Source organism: Sanguibacter inulinus (genome assembly GCF_013415325.1).
GTDB lineage: Bacteria > Actinomycetota > Actinomycetes > Actinomycetales > Cellulomonadaceae > Sanguibacter > Sanguibacter inulinus.
The window spans coordinates 1-15,443 of record NZ_JACBYE010000035.1 but is presented as its reverse complement, the minus strand read 5'-3'; the positions used below and the strand labels follow the sequence as shown (position 1 = coordinate 15,443).

The window sequence follows — 15,443 nt, the reverse complement described above, 5'->3', positions numbered from 1 at the left end:
CGGGTCGGGTGAGGCGACGCACGTGCGACGGGGGGCCGGGGGGCAGAGTCTGACTCTGCTCCCCCGGCCCCCGACCTATGCACGACGCCCGGCCCCTCCTCGATCAGGCCGGGTGGGGCGCGTCGCCCTTCCCGCTGCTGGGCTGCTCGGTGCTGCCCGCAGCGCCACCAGAGGGGACCTCCGGGGATGTCGCGGCATCCGCTCCCGTCTCACCAGCGGCCGCCTGGGCCTCGCCGTGCTCGCCGTCCTCGTCGTCGACCTCCGTGTGCTCGCCACGGAACTGCGTCATGTAGAGGCGGTAGTACGCACCCCGCCGCTCGAGCAGCTGGTCGTGCGACCCGGTCTCGACGATCCGGCCGTCTTCCATCACGAGGATGGTGTCGGCGTCGCGGATGGTCGAGAGCCTGTGCGCGATGACGAAGGACGTCCGGTCGGTCCGCAGCGCAGCCATGGCGTGCTGGACGAGCAGCTCGGTGCGGGTGTCGACCGACGACGTCGCCTCGTCGAGGATGAGCAACGACGGGTTGGCGATGAAGGCCCGCGCGATGGTCAGCAGCTGACGCTCACCGGCCGAGACGCTGCCACCGTCTGCGTCGAGCACGGTGTCGTAGCCGTCGGGCAGCTGCCGGACGAACCTGTCGACCATCGTCGCCTGGGCTGCGGCCACCACCTCGTCGTCGGTCGCGTCGAGACGCCCGTAGCGGATGTTCTCCCGGATGGTGCCCTCGAAGAGCCACGCGTCCTGGAGGACCATGCCGACCTGGGACCGCAGCTCACCGCGGCTCAGGGTCGTGATGTCGACCCCGTCGAGCAGGATCCGCCCGCCCGTGAGCTCGTAGAACCGCATGATGAGGTTGACCAGGGTGGTCTTGCCCGCGCCCGTCGGTCCGACGATCGCGACGGTGTGCCCGGGCTCCGCCGAGAACGACAGGTGCTCGATGAGCGGGACCTCGGGGTCGTAGCTGAACGAGACGTCCTCGAGCTGGACGAGTCCCTCGGTCCGCTCGGGGAGCGTCGCCGTGGCCTGCTCGGGCTCCTGCTCGTCGGCGTCGAGCAGCTCGAAGGTCCGCTCGGCCGAGGCCACACCGGACTGCAGCATGTTCGCCATCCCGGCGATCTGGCCGAGCGGCTGGGAGAACTCGCGGGAGTACTGGATGAAGGCCGTCGCGTCGCCGAGGGTGATCTGGCCCGAGGCGACCCGCAGGCCTCCGACCACGGCGATGAGCACGTAGGAGAGGTACGAGACGAAGGTCATCGCGGGCATGATCATGCCCGAGACGAACTGGGCCCCGAACGACGCCTCGTACAGCTTCTCGTTGCGGACGTCGAACTCCTCGAGCATCTCCTCGTCGCGGCCGAAGCTGCGGACGAGCTCGAGCCCGGAGTACGTCTCCTCGACGTGACCGTTGACGGCCCCGGTGTTCTTCCACTGCGCAGCGAAGAGCTTCTGCGAGCGCGTGCCGATCACCCCGGCGATGACGCCGGAGAGCGGCAGCGCGATGAGGGCGATGAGCGCGAGCTGCCACGACACGATGAACATCATCGCGGTGATGCCCAGGACCGTGAGGACCGACTGGACCAGCTGGGAGAAGGCCTGCTGGAGCGCGGCCTGGATGTTGTCGACGTCGTTGGTCACGCGGGACATGAGGTCGCCGCGCTGCCGGGTGTCGAAATAGCTGAGCGGGAGCCTGTTGATCTTGTCCTCGATGTCCTGGCGCAGCCTGTAGACCACCCGCATGACGAGGCCGTTGAGGATGTACCCCTGGGCGCAGCTGAGGAACGACGCCACGACGTACAGGCCGAGGACCACGAGGATGAGCTGGCCGAGCCTGTCGAAGTCGATGCCCTGGCCGGGCACGATGTCGGCGTTGGAGAGGAGGTCGGCGAACTGGTCGTTCCCCTCCGCGCGTGCGCCGGCGACGACCTCCTCGAGCGGCACGCCCTCGGGCAGCCTGGAGCCGAGCACCCCGTTGAAGATCGTGTCCATCGCACGGCCGAGGATCCTCGGCGCGATGACGGTGAGGACCACCGAGACCACGACGAGCGCGACCACGACAGACATGCGCACCCGCTCGGGGGCCAGGAGCCCGACGAGCCGCTTGGCGGAGGGCCAGAAGTGCTGGGCCTTCTTGGCGGGGGCACCGCCGAACATGTCCCCGTCCATCTCGGTGGGGACGTACTCGGGCTCGAGGTCGTCGACCTCGTCGACCACCACTGTCGAGCCGGGCTGGTGGTCGCCTGCGGCGACGTCCTTCGTCTTCTTGCGCGCCATCATCACGCCACCCCCTCCACGCTCAGCTGTGACTCGACGATCTCGCGGTACGTCTCGTTGCTCTCGAGGAGCTCGTCGTGGGTCCCTCGACCGACGACAGCGCCCCCGTCCATGACGAGGATCTGGTCGGCCGACCGGATCGTCGAGACACGCTGGGCCACGATGATCACCGTCGCGCCCGCCGTGGCCTCGCCGAGGCCTTCGCGCAGCCTGGCATCGGTCGCGACGTCGAGGGCCGAGAAGGAGTCGTCGAAGAGGTACACGCGAGGCCGTGCGACGAGGGCTCGAGCGATGCAGAGCCGCTGACGCTGGCCGCCGGAGACGTTCGTGCCGCCCTGGGACACCCGCTCGTCGAGGCCGTGCGTCTTCTCCCGCACGAAGTCAGCCCCCTGGGCGACCCGCAGAGCCTCCCAGAGCTCGGCGTCTGTCGCCTCGGGGCGGCCGAACCTCAGGTTCGAGCCGATCGTCCCCGAGAAGAGGTAGGGCTTCTGCGGGATCAGCCCGACCACGCTGGCCATCTCGTGACGCCCGAGATCGCTGACCGAGACCCCGTCGATCGCGACGCTGCCCTGCTGGGGGTCGTACTGGCGCGAGACGAGGCTGAGCAGCGTGGTCTTGCCGGCACCTGTCGACCCGATGATCGCGGTCGTCTGGCCCGGCTCGGCGACAAAGCTGACCCCGTCGAGCACGGGACGCTCGGCGCCCGGGTACCCGAAGGTGACGTCGCGGAACTCGACCCGGCCTGCGGTCGGGACCGTCGCAGCAGTCGTGCGCGGCACCGTCAGGCTGGTCTTGGTCCGCAGGACCTCGTCGATGCGCTCGGCGCAGACGACGGCGCGCGGCACCATCATCACCATGAACACGCCCATCATCACGGCCATGAGGATCTGCAGGAGGTACTGCAGGAACGCGGTCAGCGAGCCGATCTGCATCTCGCCCGCGTCGACCCGGTGACCTCCGAACCACAGCACCGCGGCTGTGGCCAGGTGCAGGATCATCATGATGATCGGGAACATCAGCACGAACACGTTGCCGACCTTGACCGACACCGTGGTGATCGCCATGTTCGCGCGCTCGTAGCGCTCCGACTCGAAGGGCTCCCGGACGAAGGCACGGACGACGCGGATGCCGGTGATCTGCTCGCGCAGCACACCGTTGATCCCGTCGATACGGTCCTGCATCAGCCGGAACAGGGGCAGGAGCAGATAGACGAGGAAGCTGACGACGATCAGCAAGAACGGGACCGAGACCCACAGCAGCCACGACAGACCGACGTCCTCGCGGAGCGCCATGATGATCCCGCCGATGCACATGATCGGCGTCGACACCATGAAGTTCAGCGTCATGAGCACGAGCATCTGCACCTGCTGCACGTCGTTCGTGCTCCGGGTGATGAGCGTCGCGGTGCCAAAACCGTTGATCTCGAGAGCGCTCAGCGAGTCGACCTTGCGGAAGATCTCGCGGCGCAGGTCGCGACCGACGGCCATGGCGGTCTTGGCGCCGAAGTACACGCCGCCGATCGCTGTGAGCACCTGGACGAGGCACACCACGAGCATGGTGATGCCCGTGGACCAGATGAAGTCGGTGTCTCCGGTCGAGACGCCCTTGTCGATGATCTGGGCGTTGAGGCTGGGGAGGTAGAGAGCAGCGATGGTCGAGACCAGCTGCAAGATGAACACCCCCACGATCCACGCGGAGTACGGCTTCGCGTGGCGCAAGGTAAGAGCGACGAGTGTCACGGGACTTCCTTCGAGCAGTCGAGCAGACAGGGGAAGGGACAGGTCGACGCCTGTGGAGGCAGGTGCGACGGCACGGACCGGAGAGGTCCGACGACGGTGCGGTCCAGAGCTGGACGAGCGGGGGCGAGCACGTCCGCACAGATCATGCCCGACATGAGCGAAATTCTGCTACTTCATTCTTGCTCTCCTCCGGACGGGGCGGCCGAGTCGTCAAGGGGTGCCGAGTCGTCCAAGGGCACCGGGCTGCCTAGGGGCACCGAGCGGTCGAGGTGCCCCGAGAGCTCGCCCGCGAGGTCGCCGGCCCGCTCCACCTCGACGCGGTCGAGCCCGAGCCACCGGGCGAGGACGCGGAGCTCTTGGGCGAGCGCAGCCGGGGTGCGGTCGGTGACCTCGGGGTCGCGGTGCGCCGAGAGCACCCTGAGGACACCTGCGCGCCTGTCCGCCTTGAGGTCGACCCGCGCGGTGATCGACTCTCCCTCGAGGAAGGGCAGCACGTAGTAGCCGTGGACCCTGCGGGGCGCCGGGACGTAGATCTCGATGCGGTAGTGCGTGCCGAAGAGCTCGGCGAGTCGCCTTCTCTCGAAGACGAGGGGGTCGAAGGGGCTCAGCAGCGTCTGCGCGACGGCCCGGCGCGGCGTGGTCGCGTCCCGGTGGCGGAAGGCGGGGCGGTCCCACCCGTCGACGACCACGGGCTCGAGTGCGCCCTCCTCGACGAGCTCGGCGAGAGCGTCCCGCGGGGCCGCACCCTTGAGCCGGAAGTAGTCGGAGAAGCAGCGCAGCGTGCCGACCCCGTGCGCCCTCGCACCGATCTCGACCAGCCCACGGATGCACTCGGCGTCCGTGGGCACAGGTGCCGCCAGGACGTCCGCGGGGAGCACCCGCTCGACGAGGTCGTACCTCCGCTCGAAGCTGGCGGTCCGCCCCGCCGAGGTGATCTCTCCTGTGAAGAACAACAGCTCGAGCGCACGCTTGGCCACGCTCCACCGCCAGCCCCAGCCGTCCTCGGGCCGGTCAGAGGCCGAACCTAGGTGCCGCTCGACCTCGGTGGCCGTCAGCGGGCCGTGCTCGGCGACGATCTGGCGGATCGCCTCGACCTCGGCGCTGTGGGTGGCCTCGGTCGCGCTGATGCTCCCCCAGGCCTGGTCCCGGTATCTGCGTCGTCGCCACTCGAGCAGCCTGTAGGTGGCGGGCGGGACGAAGGACGCCTCGTGCGCCCAGTACTCCACGAGACGTCGCGGCGCGCGACCGGCGGCACGGTCGAGCAGCGCGGTGTCGTACGGGCCCAGCCGCGAGTACACGGGGACCAGGTGCGCCCGGGCGAGCACGTTGACCGAGTCGATCTGCAGGAGCCCCATCCGGCCCACGGCCTTGTGGAACCGTGCCGCCGAGACCGGCCCGGACGGCCGCTCCCCTGCCAGCCCCTGCGCGGCGAGCGCGGTCCGGCGCGCGGCAGACAGGGACATCCGACGGGCGGCACGCGGTGCTGGAGAGACCATGGGCTGAGTGTGGCCTGCGCCACCGACATCCGTCGAGGTCAGGTCGCGCCCCTCACCTGTGCCCGCGCACGACGACGGCGCGACCCCTGCTGAGGTCGCGCCGCCGTCGTGCTGTCCTGCTGGTCACCGCCGCAGGTGATGCTGCGTCGGGACGGGCGGACGCCTCAGTCGGCCGCTGCCGCCGCGGCTGCGAGCGCTGCAGCGTCGATGCTGCAGGAGGTGTCCAGGGCGATCACGCCGTAGGTCCACCCTCGACGCCTGTAGGCGACAGAGGGACGCGCGGTCTCAGAGTCGATGAAGAGGAAGAAGTCGTGCCCCACCATCTCCATCTCGTAGAGCGCGTCGTCGATGGTCATGGCCTCAGCCGAGTGGAGCTTCTGCCGGATCACGACAGGAGAGTCTCCGAGCTGCGTCTCGACGGTCTCGCCCGGGTCCGAGGGAGCTGTCGGCTCCGGGGTGACGGGCGGGAGCGGCGGCTCGTACGGCCGGACGTCCGCGGTGTCCATGGGGGCGGGGTTGCGGAAGCGGTTCTTGCGACGGTCGTTGGCGCGACGCAAGCGTTCGGTCAGCTTGTTCATCGCGAGGTCGAGTGCTCCGAAACGGTCGTCTGCTGCGGCTTCGGCGCGGACGACGGGTCCCTTGTCGCGGACGGTCAGCTCGACGCGTTCGCGGATCCCAGACTGCCGGGGGTTGTTCTCGTGAGTGACCTCGACGTCGACGCGCTGGGCGCTCGGTGCGAGCTGCTCGATCTTGGCGAGCTTGTCCTCAGCGTGTCGGCGAAAACGGTCAGCCACCTCGGTGTGCCTACCGACGACAACGATCTCCATGTGAGCCTCCAAGGGAGTGGGGGGGCGTTGCTCCAACGCCCGTCTACCAGGTACGGGGGCGCCCTCGCGGGAGCCAGTTCTTCACCACCTCCCACCTCTGTCGAGATCTTCTAGACAGGCTATCCCGTCCGACGACCCGAGTGCACCACGAGACTCTGAGAAGAGTCTGTGACACCCTCGTCGGAGCTCTCACCAGGGAGTTCTCGACCGATCGCGCCAGGCCTGGGTGCGACCGCCAGCACGAGCCCGAGGACGACCGAGCACCCCACCTCGTGCAGGGCGCGCTCGCACTCCGCGAGGGTCGCACCCGTGGTGAGGACGTCGTCGACGAGCACGCAGACGATCTCCCGCCCGGTCCCCGGCCGTGCGCGACGCCGGTGACGCCGGCGGGCCCGCAGCGCCCCGGAGAGGTTGCTCGCGCGCTCTCGCGCACCCAGGCCAGCCTGGTCGAGCGTCCGCCTCTTCCGGTGGCCCAGCGCACGGACGAGCCGGACACCGGGCTCCTGCGCACGCCTGGCGGCCGCGCCCCGTCCTCCGGCTCTCCTCGAGCTCGCTGCGGGCCCCGCGCCCGACAGCACCTCGACCGCCGCCCGCGCGAGCTCGGTGGTCGGCTGCCTCCCGCGTCGGCGCACAGCAGAAGGCGTCGAGGGAGCCGGCACCACCCACACCTCGCAGCCCAGCCGGAGGTGCTCGTCGACGACGGCTCGGCCCTCGGCGACGACCTCGCGGAAACGCGAGACCAGGACCGGCGTGACGTCGGTCCGTCCGCGGTCCTTCCACGCACCGACGAGCGTCTTGACGGACCCGGCGTACGGGACGCCGGCGAGGACCGGCCACAGGCTCACGAGCCCGTCATCCTCCCCGGCGTCTGCCCCGAGACCTCCGGCTGGAGAGGCGCCGACGTCTCGGGTGGGGTCGCCCTCACGGTGCCGCGCCGGAGCAGCACGGGGCGGCGGCAGACGGGCGAGCCGCGGTGCTGACAGGTCAGCACGGCGCGCAGCCGTCCCGAGCGCACCGAGGCAGCCCGGGCAGACCACAGCGTCGGGGGCACCGCAGCCGGCACAGGCCAGCGGTACCACCAGGCGGACGAGGTCTTGGAGGAGTGTGACGCAGGTCGTGGTCGTCCGCTGAGATCTCATGGTCCGACGGTCCCAGGACCTGCCGCTGTCCGGCCATCCAGCCCGCGAGACCTGTGGACGTCACCCCGCGTCCAGCGCAGTGTGGACGACGAGTCCTGAGCCGCCGCGAGGACCCCGTCAACGCCGAGAGCGCCGGAGGGAGCAGGGCACCCGAGGCACCGGAGCCGAGGAGCCTGGGCACCCTGGTCGGCCTGGTCGGCCTGGGCCATCCGGTCGGCCCTGTCGACCCGGCCGGCCCGGTCAGCCCGGGAAGGTCGGCAGCCTGACGTCCTGGGCGACCCGCGTCCAGGTCGCCCCTGTCGTCGCGCGGTTGAGCAGCTCGCCGTCTGTCGTGACCACGTAGACGGCGCGCCGTCCGCGGCCCGAGGCGATCCACTCGGCCCCCTCGACGCCAGACAGCGCCTCGGAGTGTGCAGCGAGCGGCACGAGGTGGACCGTGCGCACACCCGAGGTCTGGCCCTGGGCGAGCACGGCGAGCGTCGACTCGTCGACCCACACCACCTGCGAGGCGTCGACGACGGCCGCGCCTGCCACGAGCGCGTCGGAGAGCCTGACAGGGATGTCGGTGTCGCCCCGGACGATCCCGGCCACGTCGATCCTGGTCTGCCCCGCAGTCCCCGTGCCGTCGCGCGAGACCACGGCGATGCGCGCCCCGTCGCGGGACACCTGGATCGACACGACGCTGCGGCCGTCGAGCCAGTCGGCGGCCACAGCCGTCACCACACCGTCAGGGGACACGACCTGGAGCGGCGAGCCGGGGAGCATGTCCCCGGACCAGGTCCAGCCGAAGCGGTCGATCGACGGCGCGACGAGGTCTTTCCCGGTGAGCAGCACCCGGCTGGGCTCGGCTGCCGTCGCCGCGGTCCGGATCGTCGTCCGCCCCGACCTGTAGACCACCTCGGCCCCGGTCACGCTGATCGCGAGGGCCGTCGGGTCGCTGCCCGCGAGGCTCAGGAGACCCTCGACGGGCTCGACCCCGGAGCTCGACACCGTGCTGACGGCCTCGCCGCTGAGGACCAGCGGGCTCGCGAGCGCGGGCATGGGGTCACGGGTCGGGTCGACCCGTGTGCGGATGTCGAGCGGCGCAGAATTGACGGTCACCTCGACGGCCCGGACACCCGAGACACGCAGCAGCACGGCCTCGAGCTGGGCCCGGAGCATCGCCCGCTCGTCGTCTGTCGCCCCGAGCACCTCTTGGCTGAGGTCGACGCTCGCCGTCCCGTCCTCGTCCACCACGACCGAGTCGAGCACGAGCCGCGTGCCCTCGGGGGCGACGACGGAGACAGAGTCCCGCAGCCACTCGGACGGTCCCGCGAGCACCCCGTTGACAGCGTGCGCCGCGGTGTTGGTGCTCGGGTACCACCGCACGTCGGGGACGAGGAACTCTCCGTCCCGCGACGGGAAGTACAGGCTCGTCTGGCGGAAGATCGTGCTGAAGTTCGAGTCCGACATGAAGGTGCCGTCCTCGGTCCCGGTGATACGCCACTGGCCGTCGGGCTGCTGCTCGAGGGAGAACGAGAGGTCTTGCAGCGTGCCGACTGTCGCCTCGGTGTAGCGCCCCTCGGCGTCGAGCTGGGAGGTCACCGCGACCTGACCGCGGATCTCCGCGAGGACAGGTTCTGCTGGCTCGTCGGTCTCCGAGCCGTCGTCGAGGTCGGTCGGCGCACCGGCGATCGTCTCGTCCGTCGGGCCGGAGACCTGGTCCAGCTCGGGGTCGCGCGCCATGACGACGGTGCGCACCGTCGGGTCCCAGGCCTGAGCCGCGCCCTCGTCGAGGAACTCGCGGGCCGTCACCCAGTCTTCGTAGACGCCACCGGCCTGGGCGCTGAGGAATCCGGCGACGATCTCCTCAGGGCCGGCCCCGGCGCGCGGACCGCGCGGCTGGAGGTAGACGGGACCGGGGTCGGTGATGGTCACGTCGCCCCGCTGGACCCCGCCGTTCTGGGGGATCTGGGCACAGGCTCCCGTCACGAGCACGCTCGCGGCGACGAGCAGCCCCGTCACGGCGCGGCGGGCACGTCCGGGCCGCGATGTGCCACCGCTACCGGGTATGGACTGGTGCTCTCGTCGGCTCATCGTGGCCCTCCGAGCTCGTGGACGGGTCCGACGGCACCTGGACCTGCACCCTCGTCGCCGTCAGGCTCGTGGTCGTCGTGCCCGGGCAGGTGGGCGATGTCGGGCAGGCTCGCCGGTCCCGCCTCGTCGCTGCGGCGGACGTGCGTCTCCGGGTCCGACTCGCGGTCTTCTGGCGCCTGGCCGGCCTCCAGCTCGATCGGCGAGCTGGTCAGCACGATGCCTGCCCGCCGCGGCAAGGTCAGTCTGAAGGCCGCGCCCAGACCGGGTCGGGCCCACGCCTCGAGCCACCCGCCGTGCAGGAGCGCGTCCTCGAGTGAGATCGCGAGCCCGAGCCCTGTCCCGCCGCTCGTGCGCGCTCGCGCAGGGTCGGCGCGCCAGAACCTGTCGAAGACGTGCGAGACCTGGTCCTTGGGCATGCCGACCCCGTAGTCGCGCACGTGCACCGCGACCGCGGTGAGGTTGGAGGAGACGCGCACCTCGACGGGACCGCTCTCGGCGTACTCGATCGCGTTGACCAGGAGGTTGCGCACCACCCTCTCGACCCGCCGGCGGTCGATGTCAGCCGTGACAGGCCGCTCGTCGAAGTAGGCCGCGACCCACACGTCCTTGCGCGAGGCGAGCGGGGTCGCGTGGTCGATCGCCGCGTTGACGACGTCCCGCAGGTCGAGCGCCTCGGCGTCGAGGACGGCGGCCCCGGCGTCGAAGCGGCTGATCTCGAGCAGGTCGGCCAGCAGGTCCTCGAACCTGTCGAGCTGCGCCTGGAGCAGCTCTGCAGACCGCTTGAGGACGGGATCGAGCTCGTCACGGCTCTCGTAGATGAGCTCGCTCGCCATGCGCACAGTGGTGAGCGGGGTGCGCAGCTCGTGCGAGACGTCCGAGACGAAGCGGCGCTGCAGGGTCGAGAGGTCGTCGAGGCGCTGGATCTGGTCCTGGAGGCTCTCGGCCATCTCGTTGAAGGAGCGGGCCAGCGTCGCGATCTCGTCTTCACCCTTGGCGAGCAGCCGCTCGTCGAGGTGCCCGTCGGCGAGGCGCTCGGCGACCTGCGCGGCGCGCTGGACCGGTCTGACCACCTGGCGGGTGACGACCCACGTGCTGCACGCGAGGAAGATCACCAGGGCCGCGCCCGCGATGGCGAGCACACGCTGCATGAAGCTCAGGGTCTCCTGCTCGGCCTCGAGGGAGTACAAGAAGTACAGCTCGTAGCTCCCGGCGACAGGGACGTCGACCTTCGACCCGACGAGCACGCCCGGGATCGTCCCCGTCCCCGAGCTGTCGGGGATCGAGACAGACTGCCAGCGCTGCTCCTCGCCCTGGGCGGTCTGGGCACGCAGGTCGTCGGTGACGAGCCCGCTCAGCTGAGGCGCGGTGCTGCTGTTGAGGACTGATGACGCGCTGTCGGGGTCGGTGCGCCAGAGGAAGATCTCGCGGCCGCTCGAGCCACCGCCCTGCAGCAGGCGGACCAGGTCGTTGACGAGCTGCTGGACACCTGTCGTGGTCGTCGCGGTCGTCGTGTTGAAGGTCGTCTGCGCCTGGGAGGTCGAGCGCGCGCTCTCGGTGAGGACCTGGGTGATCCGCTGCTCGAAGAGACCGTCGCGGATCGCGCCAGAGAGGTAGGTGCTGAGCACCATCACGGCGAGGAGCCCGAAGCCGATCGCCGTGGACGTCACGCGCAGCTGCATCGACGTGCGCCAGGCACGCACGACCCTGCGCAGGGCCCACTGGACCCGGCGGACGGCACGTCGCAGGCTGCGTCTCACCGACCGGGGGACCGGACGAGGCGCCCCGGTCATGTCGCCGTGGCGCCAGCCTTGTACCCGACGCCGCGGACCGTCAGCACGATCTCGGGGATCTCGGGGTCGTGCTCGATCTTGGACCGCAGACGCTGCACGTGGACGTTGACGAGGCGGGTGTCGGCCGCGTGCCTGTAACCCCAGACCTTCTCGAGCAGGACCTCGCGGGAGAACACCTGCCACGGCTTGCGGGCGAGGGCGACCAGCAGGTCGAACTCGAGGGGGGTCAGGGAGATCGCGGTTCCGGCCCGGGTCACGCGGTGACCGGTCACGTCGATCTCGAGGTCGCCGATGGTCAGCCGCTCGGGGGCCGGCTCGTCGGTCCTGCGCAGCCGCGCACGGATCCGGGCGACGAGCTCCTTCGGCTTGAAGGGCTTGGAGATGTAGTCGTCTGCACCGGACTCGAGCCCCTGGACCACGTCGAGGGTGTCGCTCTTGGCGGTGAGCATGATGACGGGCACGCCGGACTCGGCGCGGATCTGACGGCACACCTCTGTCCCGTCCTTGCCCGGCAGCATGAGATCGAGCAGGACGAGGTCCGGGGAGGTGCTGCGGAAGACCCCGATCGCAGCGTCGCCGTCCGCACAGAACACCGGGTCGAATCCCTCGGTCTTGAGGACCAGCCCGATCATCTCGGCGAGCGCGGTGTCATCGTCAACGACCAGCACACGTGACTTCATCCAGCCATCTTGCCATCCTCCCCGCGTGGGCGGCGCGTGGCACGATGAGCAGGGAGGATGATCTTCCACGAGCAGCACCCCGTTCTGGTCCGGCGAGCACAGCGAGAGGCACCACCGATGACGAGCCCTGAGGACGCGCCCGAGGAGAAGCCCGCGCCGTTCGCACCGCCCGGTGGGACGCCGCCAGAGCCCGGTCCTGCTGCTCCCGCGCAGCCTGGTGCCGTGCAGCCCACCTCCCCGACGACCCCGGCACCCGGTGGCTGGGGCCAGCCCTCCGCGCAGGTCGGCTACGGCCAGCCCCGCTACGGGCAGTACGCACCGGGCGGCCCGCCGCAGGCCGCGCCCGGGGCTGGACAGCAGCCGTACCCGGGCGCGCCGCCCTCGGGCCCCGGGTACGGGACGCCGCAGAGCGGGCAGCAGTACGGCGGGCAGCCGCAGTACGGCGCGCAGCAGTACGGAGGTGCCCAGCACGGCGGGCAGCAGCACGGTGGCTTCCCCGCGCCGGGCTGGCGCCCGGGTCCGGCGAAGCCCGGGATCATCCCGCTGCGTCCGCTCTCCCTCGGCGAGATCTACGACGGTGCCTTCGCGGCGATCCGCAAGAACCCCAAGGTGATGCTCGGGGTGGTCGCCCTCGTGACCGCCGTGGCGACCATCGTCCCCGCGCTGATCTCCTACCTCCTCGCACCGTCGGCCAACCAGTGGCTCGACGACGGCGTCGTCTCGCTCTTCGACGACGGCTCGGGGCAGGTCTCCTCCGAGCTCGGGCTCGACGGCCTGGCCGGCCAGCTGTCCCAGACCCTCTTGGTCACGATCGGCGTGTATCTCGGCTCGATCGTCACGACAGGGCTGCTCATCGTGGCCATCTCGCGCTCGGTCATCGGCAAGTCCTTCACGGTCTCCGAGCTCTGGCTGCAGGTCCGTTCGAAGCTGGTCGGGCTCGTCGCGATCTCCCTGCTCCCCTCGATCGGCATCCTGCTGGTGGCCGGGGTCTTCATCGGCGCCATCGCCCTGCTGGCGTCGGCCGACGCCGTCGGGCTCGTGCTGCTCGTGACTGTCGTCGCGCTGGTCGTGATCGTCGTGGTCGCCGTGTGGCTCACGACGAGGTTCATCCTCACCCCCGCCGCCTACGTCCTCGAGGGACAGCGGCTCGGCACGTCGATCGCCCGGGGGTGGACGCTCAGCCGCGGGTCGTTCTGGAGGCTCTTCGGCATCTACCTGCTGTCGTCGATCATCACCTCGATCGTCTCCGGCCTCGTCGCCTCGCCCGGTCAGATCATCGCCAGCATCCTCTTCCCCACGGGTGACACCGTCCCCCTCGGCGCGGTCGCGATCACCGTCGTCGCGCAGATCATCGCCTCGACCATCTCGACGACCTTCTTGTCGAGCGTGGTCGCCCTGCTCTACATCGACGTGCGGATGCGGCGCGAAGGACTCGACGTCGAGCTGGCCGCGGCGGCCGACGAGGCCTGATGCACCTCGCAGGCATCCCCGTCGACCCTGACGCGACGACAGCCCGCGACCTGCTGCGCGGCGAGCTGACCAACCCCGTCTACCACGACAGCCCGACACTCTTCGAGAGGTTCGTGCGCTGGTTCACGGGGTTGTTCGACGGTCTTGTCGTGCCCGGGGTCAGCGGTGTCTGGGGCGCGGTGCTCGTGGTCGCCGGCGTGCTCGTCGTCGCCGGCGTCGCGCTGGTCGTCTCCGGGCCGTTGCGCCGAGACCACCGCCGGACCGCGGCCCCGGTCCTGGACCAGGACGACACCCGGTCGGCCGCAGACCTCCTGGCTGCTGCGGATCAGCAGGCCCGCGCCGGCGACCTGTCTGGTGCGTCGCTCGACGCGTTCCGCGCCCTCGTGCGACGCTGCGAAGAGCGTGCGCTGCTCGACGACACCCCCGGCAGGACCGCCGACGAGGCCGTCAGGGCGCTCGGGGCACCGTTCCCCGGCTACGCGTCGGCCCTAGACCACGCCGGTGCCACCTTCGACGCCGTCTACTACGGGCGGCGCCCGAGCGACCGCAGCACCTACGACGGCATCCGCGCGCTCGACGACGCGCTCGCCGCGACCGCCCCGCAGCTGCCGGCCGCGCGCACGCCCGTCGTCGGGACGCTCTCGTGAGCCTCCAGGGACCCGGGACCGCGGCACCCGTTGCTCCGGCGTCTCCGGCGAGCACGACGACGTCGTCCTCTCAGCCGTCGAAGACCTCGGCCGCGTCTGCGAGCGCCGCGGTGCGCGGGGACGGGACCACCGTCGCGTCCCGCGCGCGTCGACGCTGGCGGACGTCCCGGATGGTCGTGGCCGGGCTCGCCGCAGCACTGCTCGCGGGGGCCGTCCTCGTGACGCTGACCCCCACGACGTCGACCATCAGGTTCGCCGCCGACAACCCCTCCCCCGACGGCGGGATGGCGCTCGCGCAGGTGCTCGGCGACCAGGGGGTCAGGGTCCGCCCGACCACGTCGGTCGCCGAGGCGATCGGCCTCGCCGGCCCCGGGACGACCCTGCTGGTCGCCGACGACTACGGCATGCCCGACGACGTCGCACGGTCGCTGACCGGCACCGGTGCCCAGGTCGTGCTCGTCGCCCCCGGGCCCGAGCTCCTCGCCGCAGCGACAGACCAGGTGACCCACGCCTCCCGCAGCCCCGACCTCGCGACCCCGTCGCCCGCCCGCTGCGAGGACCCCGACGCCGTCGCGGCCGGTGAGGTCACGACGGCGGGTGCACTGCTCAGGCTCGCCGACGACGCGCAGGACGCGCAGGTCTGCTTCACCGACGCCTCGGGCGCCGGGCACTACGCCGTCACGACGCTCGACGACGACCCCGACGTCACCGTGCGCATCCTCGACGACGCGACAGGCCTGACCAACGCCCAGGTGACGACGGCCGGCAACGCGGCGCTCGGCCTGCGGATGCTGGGGCACGAGGAGACCCTCGTCTGGCTGGTCCCCGACCGCCCGACGGCGGCCGGCGAGCCCGGGGGCGTCATGGCCATGCTCCCGCCGTGGGCCGTGCCGCTCGCCGTCCAGCTGCTGCTCGTGGTGATCGTCCTGGCCCTGTGGCAGGGGCGGCGTCTCGGTCCGCTCGCGACCGAAGACCTCCCCGTCGTCGTGCGCTCCTCGGAGACGACGCTCGGCCGGGGGCGCCTCTACAGGCGGTCGCGTGCCTACGGGCACGCCGGTGCGTCGTTGCGGGCCGGCGCTGCCGACAGGATCGCCCGGCGTCTGGGCCTGCCGAGGTCGAGCAGCCCCGACGCGCTCGTGGACGCCGTCTGCCGCGCCACCTCCCGACCCTGGGAGCAGGTGCTCGGACTCCTCTACGGACCACCCCCAGCAGGCGACGTCGAGCTGACGCGCCTGGCCACAGATCTCGACGAGCTGGAGAGCGAGGTTCACCGCGCGTGAGCACACCACCCCCACCCCCCTCATCCG

Annotated in this window: 11 protein-coding genes; 3 read left to right on the top strand and 8 right to left on the bottom strand. The window is 71.0% G+C overall.

Features of this window, described 5'->3' with window-relative positions; translation table 11 throughout:
- Positions 1 to 103: 103 nt before the first annotated feature.
- From HZZ10_RS13280 to mtrA, 8 genes are all read right to left on the bottom strand, one after another.
- On the bottom strand, positions 104 to 2,275 hold the full coding sequence (locus HZZ10_RS13280) for an ABC transporter ATP-binding protein (RefSeq protein WP_373367335.1): 2,172 nt from the start codon (positions 2,273 to 2,275) through the stop codon (positions 104 to 106).
- Positions 2,275 to 4,011, bottom strand: a complete 1,737-nt coding sequence (locus HZZ10_RS13275) for an ABC transporter ATP-binding protein (protein ID WP_056136866.1) — start codon at positions 4,009 to 4,011, stop codon at positions 2,275 to 2,277. The genes HZZ10_RS13280 and HZZ10_RS13275 overlap by 1 nt, the downstream gene beginning before the upstream one ends.
- Positions 4,012 to 4,184: 173 nt before the next feature.
- Entirely contained in the window at positions 4,185 to 5,507 is a 1,323-nt protein-coding gene (locus HZZ10_RS13270; protein WP_179913871.1) for a winged helix-turn-helix domain-containing protein, read from the bottom strand.
- A gap of 164 nt (positions 5,508 to 5,671) precedes the next feature.
- Positions 5,672 to 6,334: a ribosome hibernation-promoting factor, HPF/YfiA family gene (hpf, locus tag HZZ10_RS13265; RefSeq protein WP_056136862.1), complete on the bottom strand. Its 663-nt coding sequence runs from the start codon at positions 6,332 to 6,334 to the stop codon at positions 5,672 to 5,674.
- A 119-nt stretch (positions 6,335 to 6,453) separates the two neighbouring features.
- Positions 6,454 to 7,179, bottom strand: coding sequence for a ComF family protein (locus tag HZZ10_RS13260; RefSeq protein ID WP_179913870.1), 726 nt, complete (start codon positions 7,177 to 7,179; stop codon positions 6,454 to 6,456).
- Positions 7,180 to 7,713: 534 nt separating this feature from the next.
- A complete protein-coding gene (locus tag HZZ10_RS13255; RefSeq protein ID WP_179913869.1) occupies positions 7,714 to 9,477 on the bottom strand; it encodes an LpqB family beta-propeller domain-containing protein in 1,764 nt (587 codons plus the stop codon).
- A 68-nt stretch (positions 9,478 to 9,545) separates the two neighbouring features.
- The gene (mtrB, locus tag HZZ10_RS13250) at positions 9,546 to 11,306 is read right to left on the bottom strand and encodes an MtrAB system histidine kinase MtrB (RefSeq protein WP_179913868.1); all 1,761 of its coding nucleotides are present in this window, start codon (positions 11,304 to 11,306) and stop codon (positions 9,546 to 9,548) included.
- Positions 11,307 to 11,335: 29 nt separating this feature from the next.
- Positions 11,336 to 12,019, bottom strand: a complete 684-nt coding sequence (mtrA, locus tag HZZ10_RS13245) for an MtrAB system response regulator MtrA (RefSeq protein WP_179913867.1) — start codon at positions 12,017 to 12,019, stop codon at positions 11,336 to 11,338.
- Positions 12,020 to 12,136: 117 nt separating this feature from the next.
- Between mtrA and HZZ10_RS19855 the strand changes: the two genes are divergently transcribed.
- From HZZ10_RS19855 to HZZ10_RS13230, 3 genes are read left to right on the top strand one after another with little or no spacing between them, the layout of a single operon-like run.
- Complete coding sequence (locus HZZ10_RS19855; protein ID WP_179913866.1) at positions 12,137 to 13,489, top strand: hypothetical protein; 1,353 nt, start codon at positions 12,137 to 12,139, stop codon at positions 13,487 to 13,489.
- Positions 13,489 to 14,136 (top strand): DUF4129 domain-containing protein, encoded by a 648-nt coding sequence (locus tag HZZ10_RS13235; RefSeq protein WP_179913865.1) that lies wholly within the window; start codon positions 13,489 to 13,491, stop codon positions 14,134 to 14,136. The genes HZZ10_RS19855 and HZZ10_RS13235 overlap by 1 nt, the downstream gene beginning before the upstream one ends.
- Complete coding sequence (locus tag HZZ10_RS13230) at positions 14,133 to 15,416, top strand: DUF4350 domain-containing protein (RefSeq protein ID WP_179913864.1); 1,284 nt, start codon at positions 14,133 to 14,135, stop codon at positions 15,414 to 15,416. Before HZZ10_RS13235 ends, HZZ10_RS13230 begins: the two co-directional genes overlap by 4 nt.
- The last annotated feature ends 27 nt before the right edge of the window (positions 15,417 to 15,443 follow it).

What these genes read in the sequence shown, in the direction of transcription:
- HZZ10_RS13270 (WP_179913871.1), bottom strand. Translation starts at nt 5,507, where the DNA reads ATGGTCTCTCCAGCACCGCGTGCCGCCCGTCGGATGTCCCTGTCTGCC.
- HZZ10_RS19855 (WP_179913866.1), top strand. Translation starts at nt 12,137, where the DNA reads ATGACGAGCCCTGAGGACGCGCCCGAGGAGAAGCCCGCGCCGTTCGCA.
- HZZ10_RS13280 (WP_373367335.1), bottom strand. Translation starts at nt 2,275, where the DNA reads ATGATGGCGCGCAAGAAGACGAAGGACGTCGCCGCAGGCGACCACCAG.
- hpf (WP_056136862.1), bottom strand. Translation starts at nt 6,334, where the DNA reads ATGGAGATCGTTGTCGTCGGTAGGCACACCGAGGTGGCTGACCGTTTT.
- HZZ10_RS13235 (WP_179913865.1), top strand. Translation starts at nt 13,489, where the DNA reads ATGCACCTCGCAGGCATCCCCGTCGACCCTGACGCGACGACAGCCCGC.
- mtrA (WP_179913867.1), bottom strand. Translation starts at nt 12,019, where the DNA reads ATGAAGTCACGTGTGCTGGTCGTTGACGATGACACCGCGCTCGCCGAG.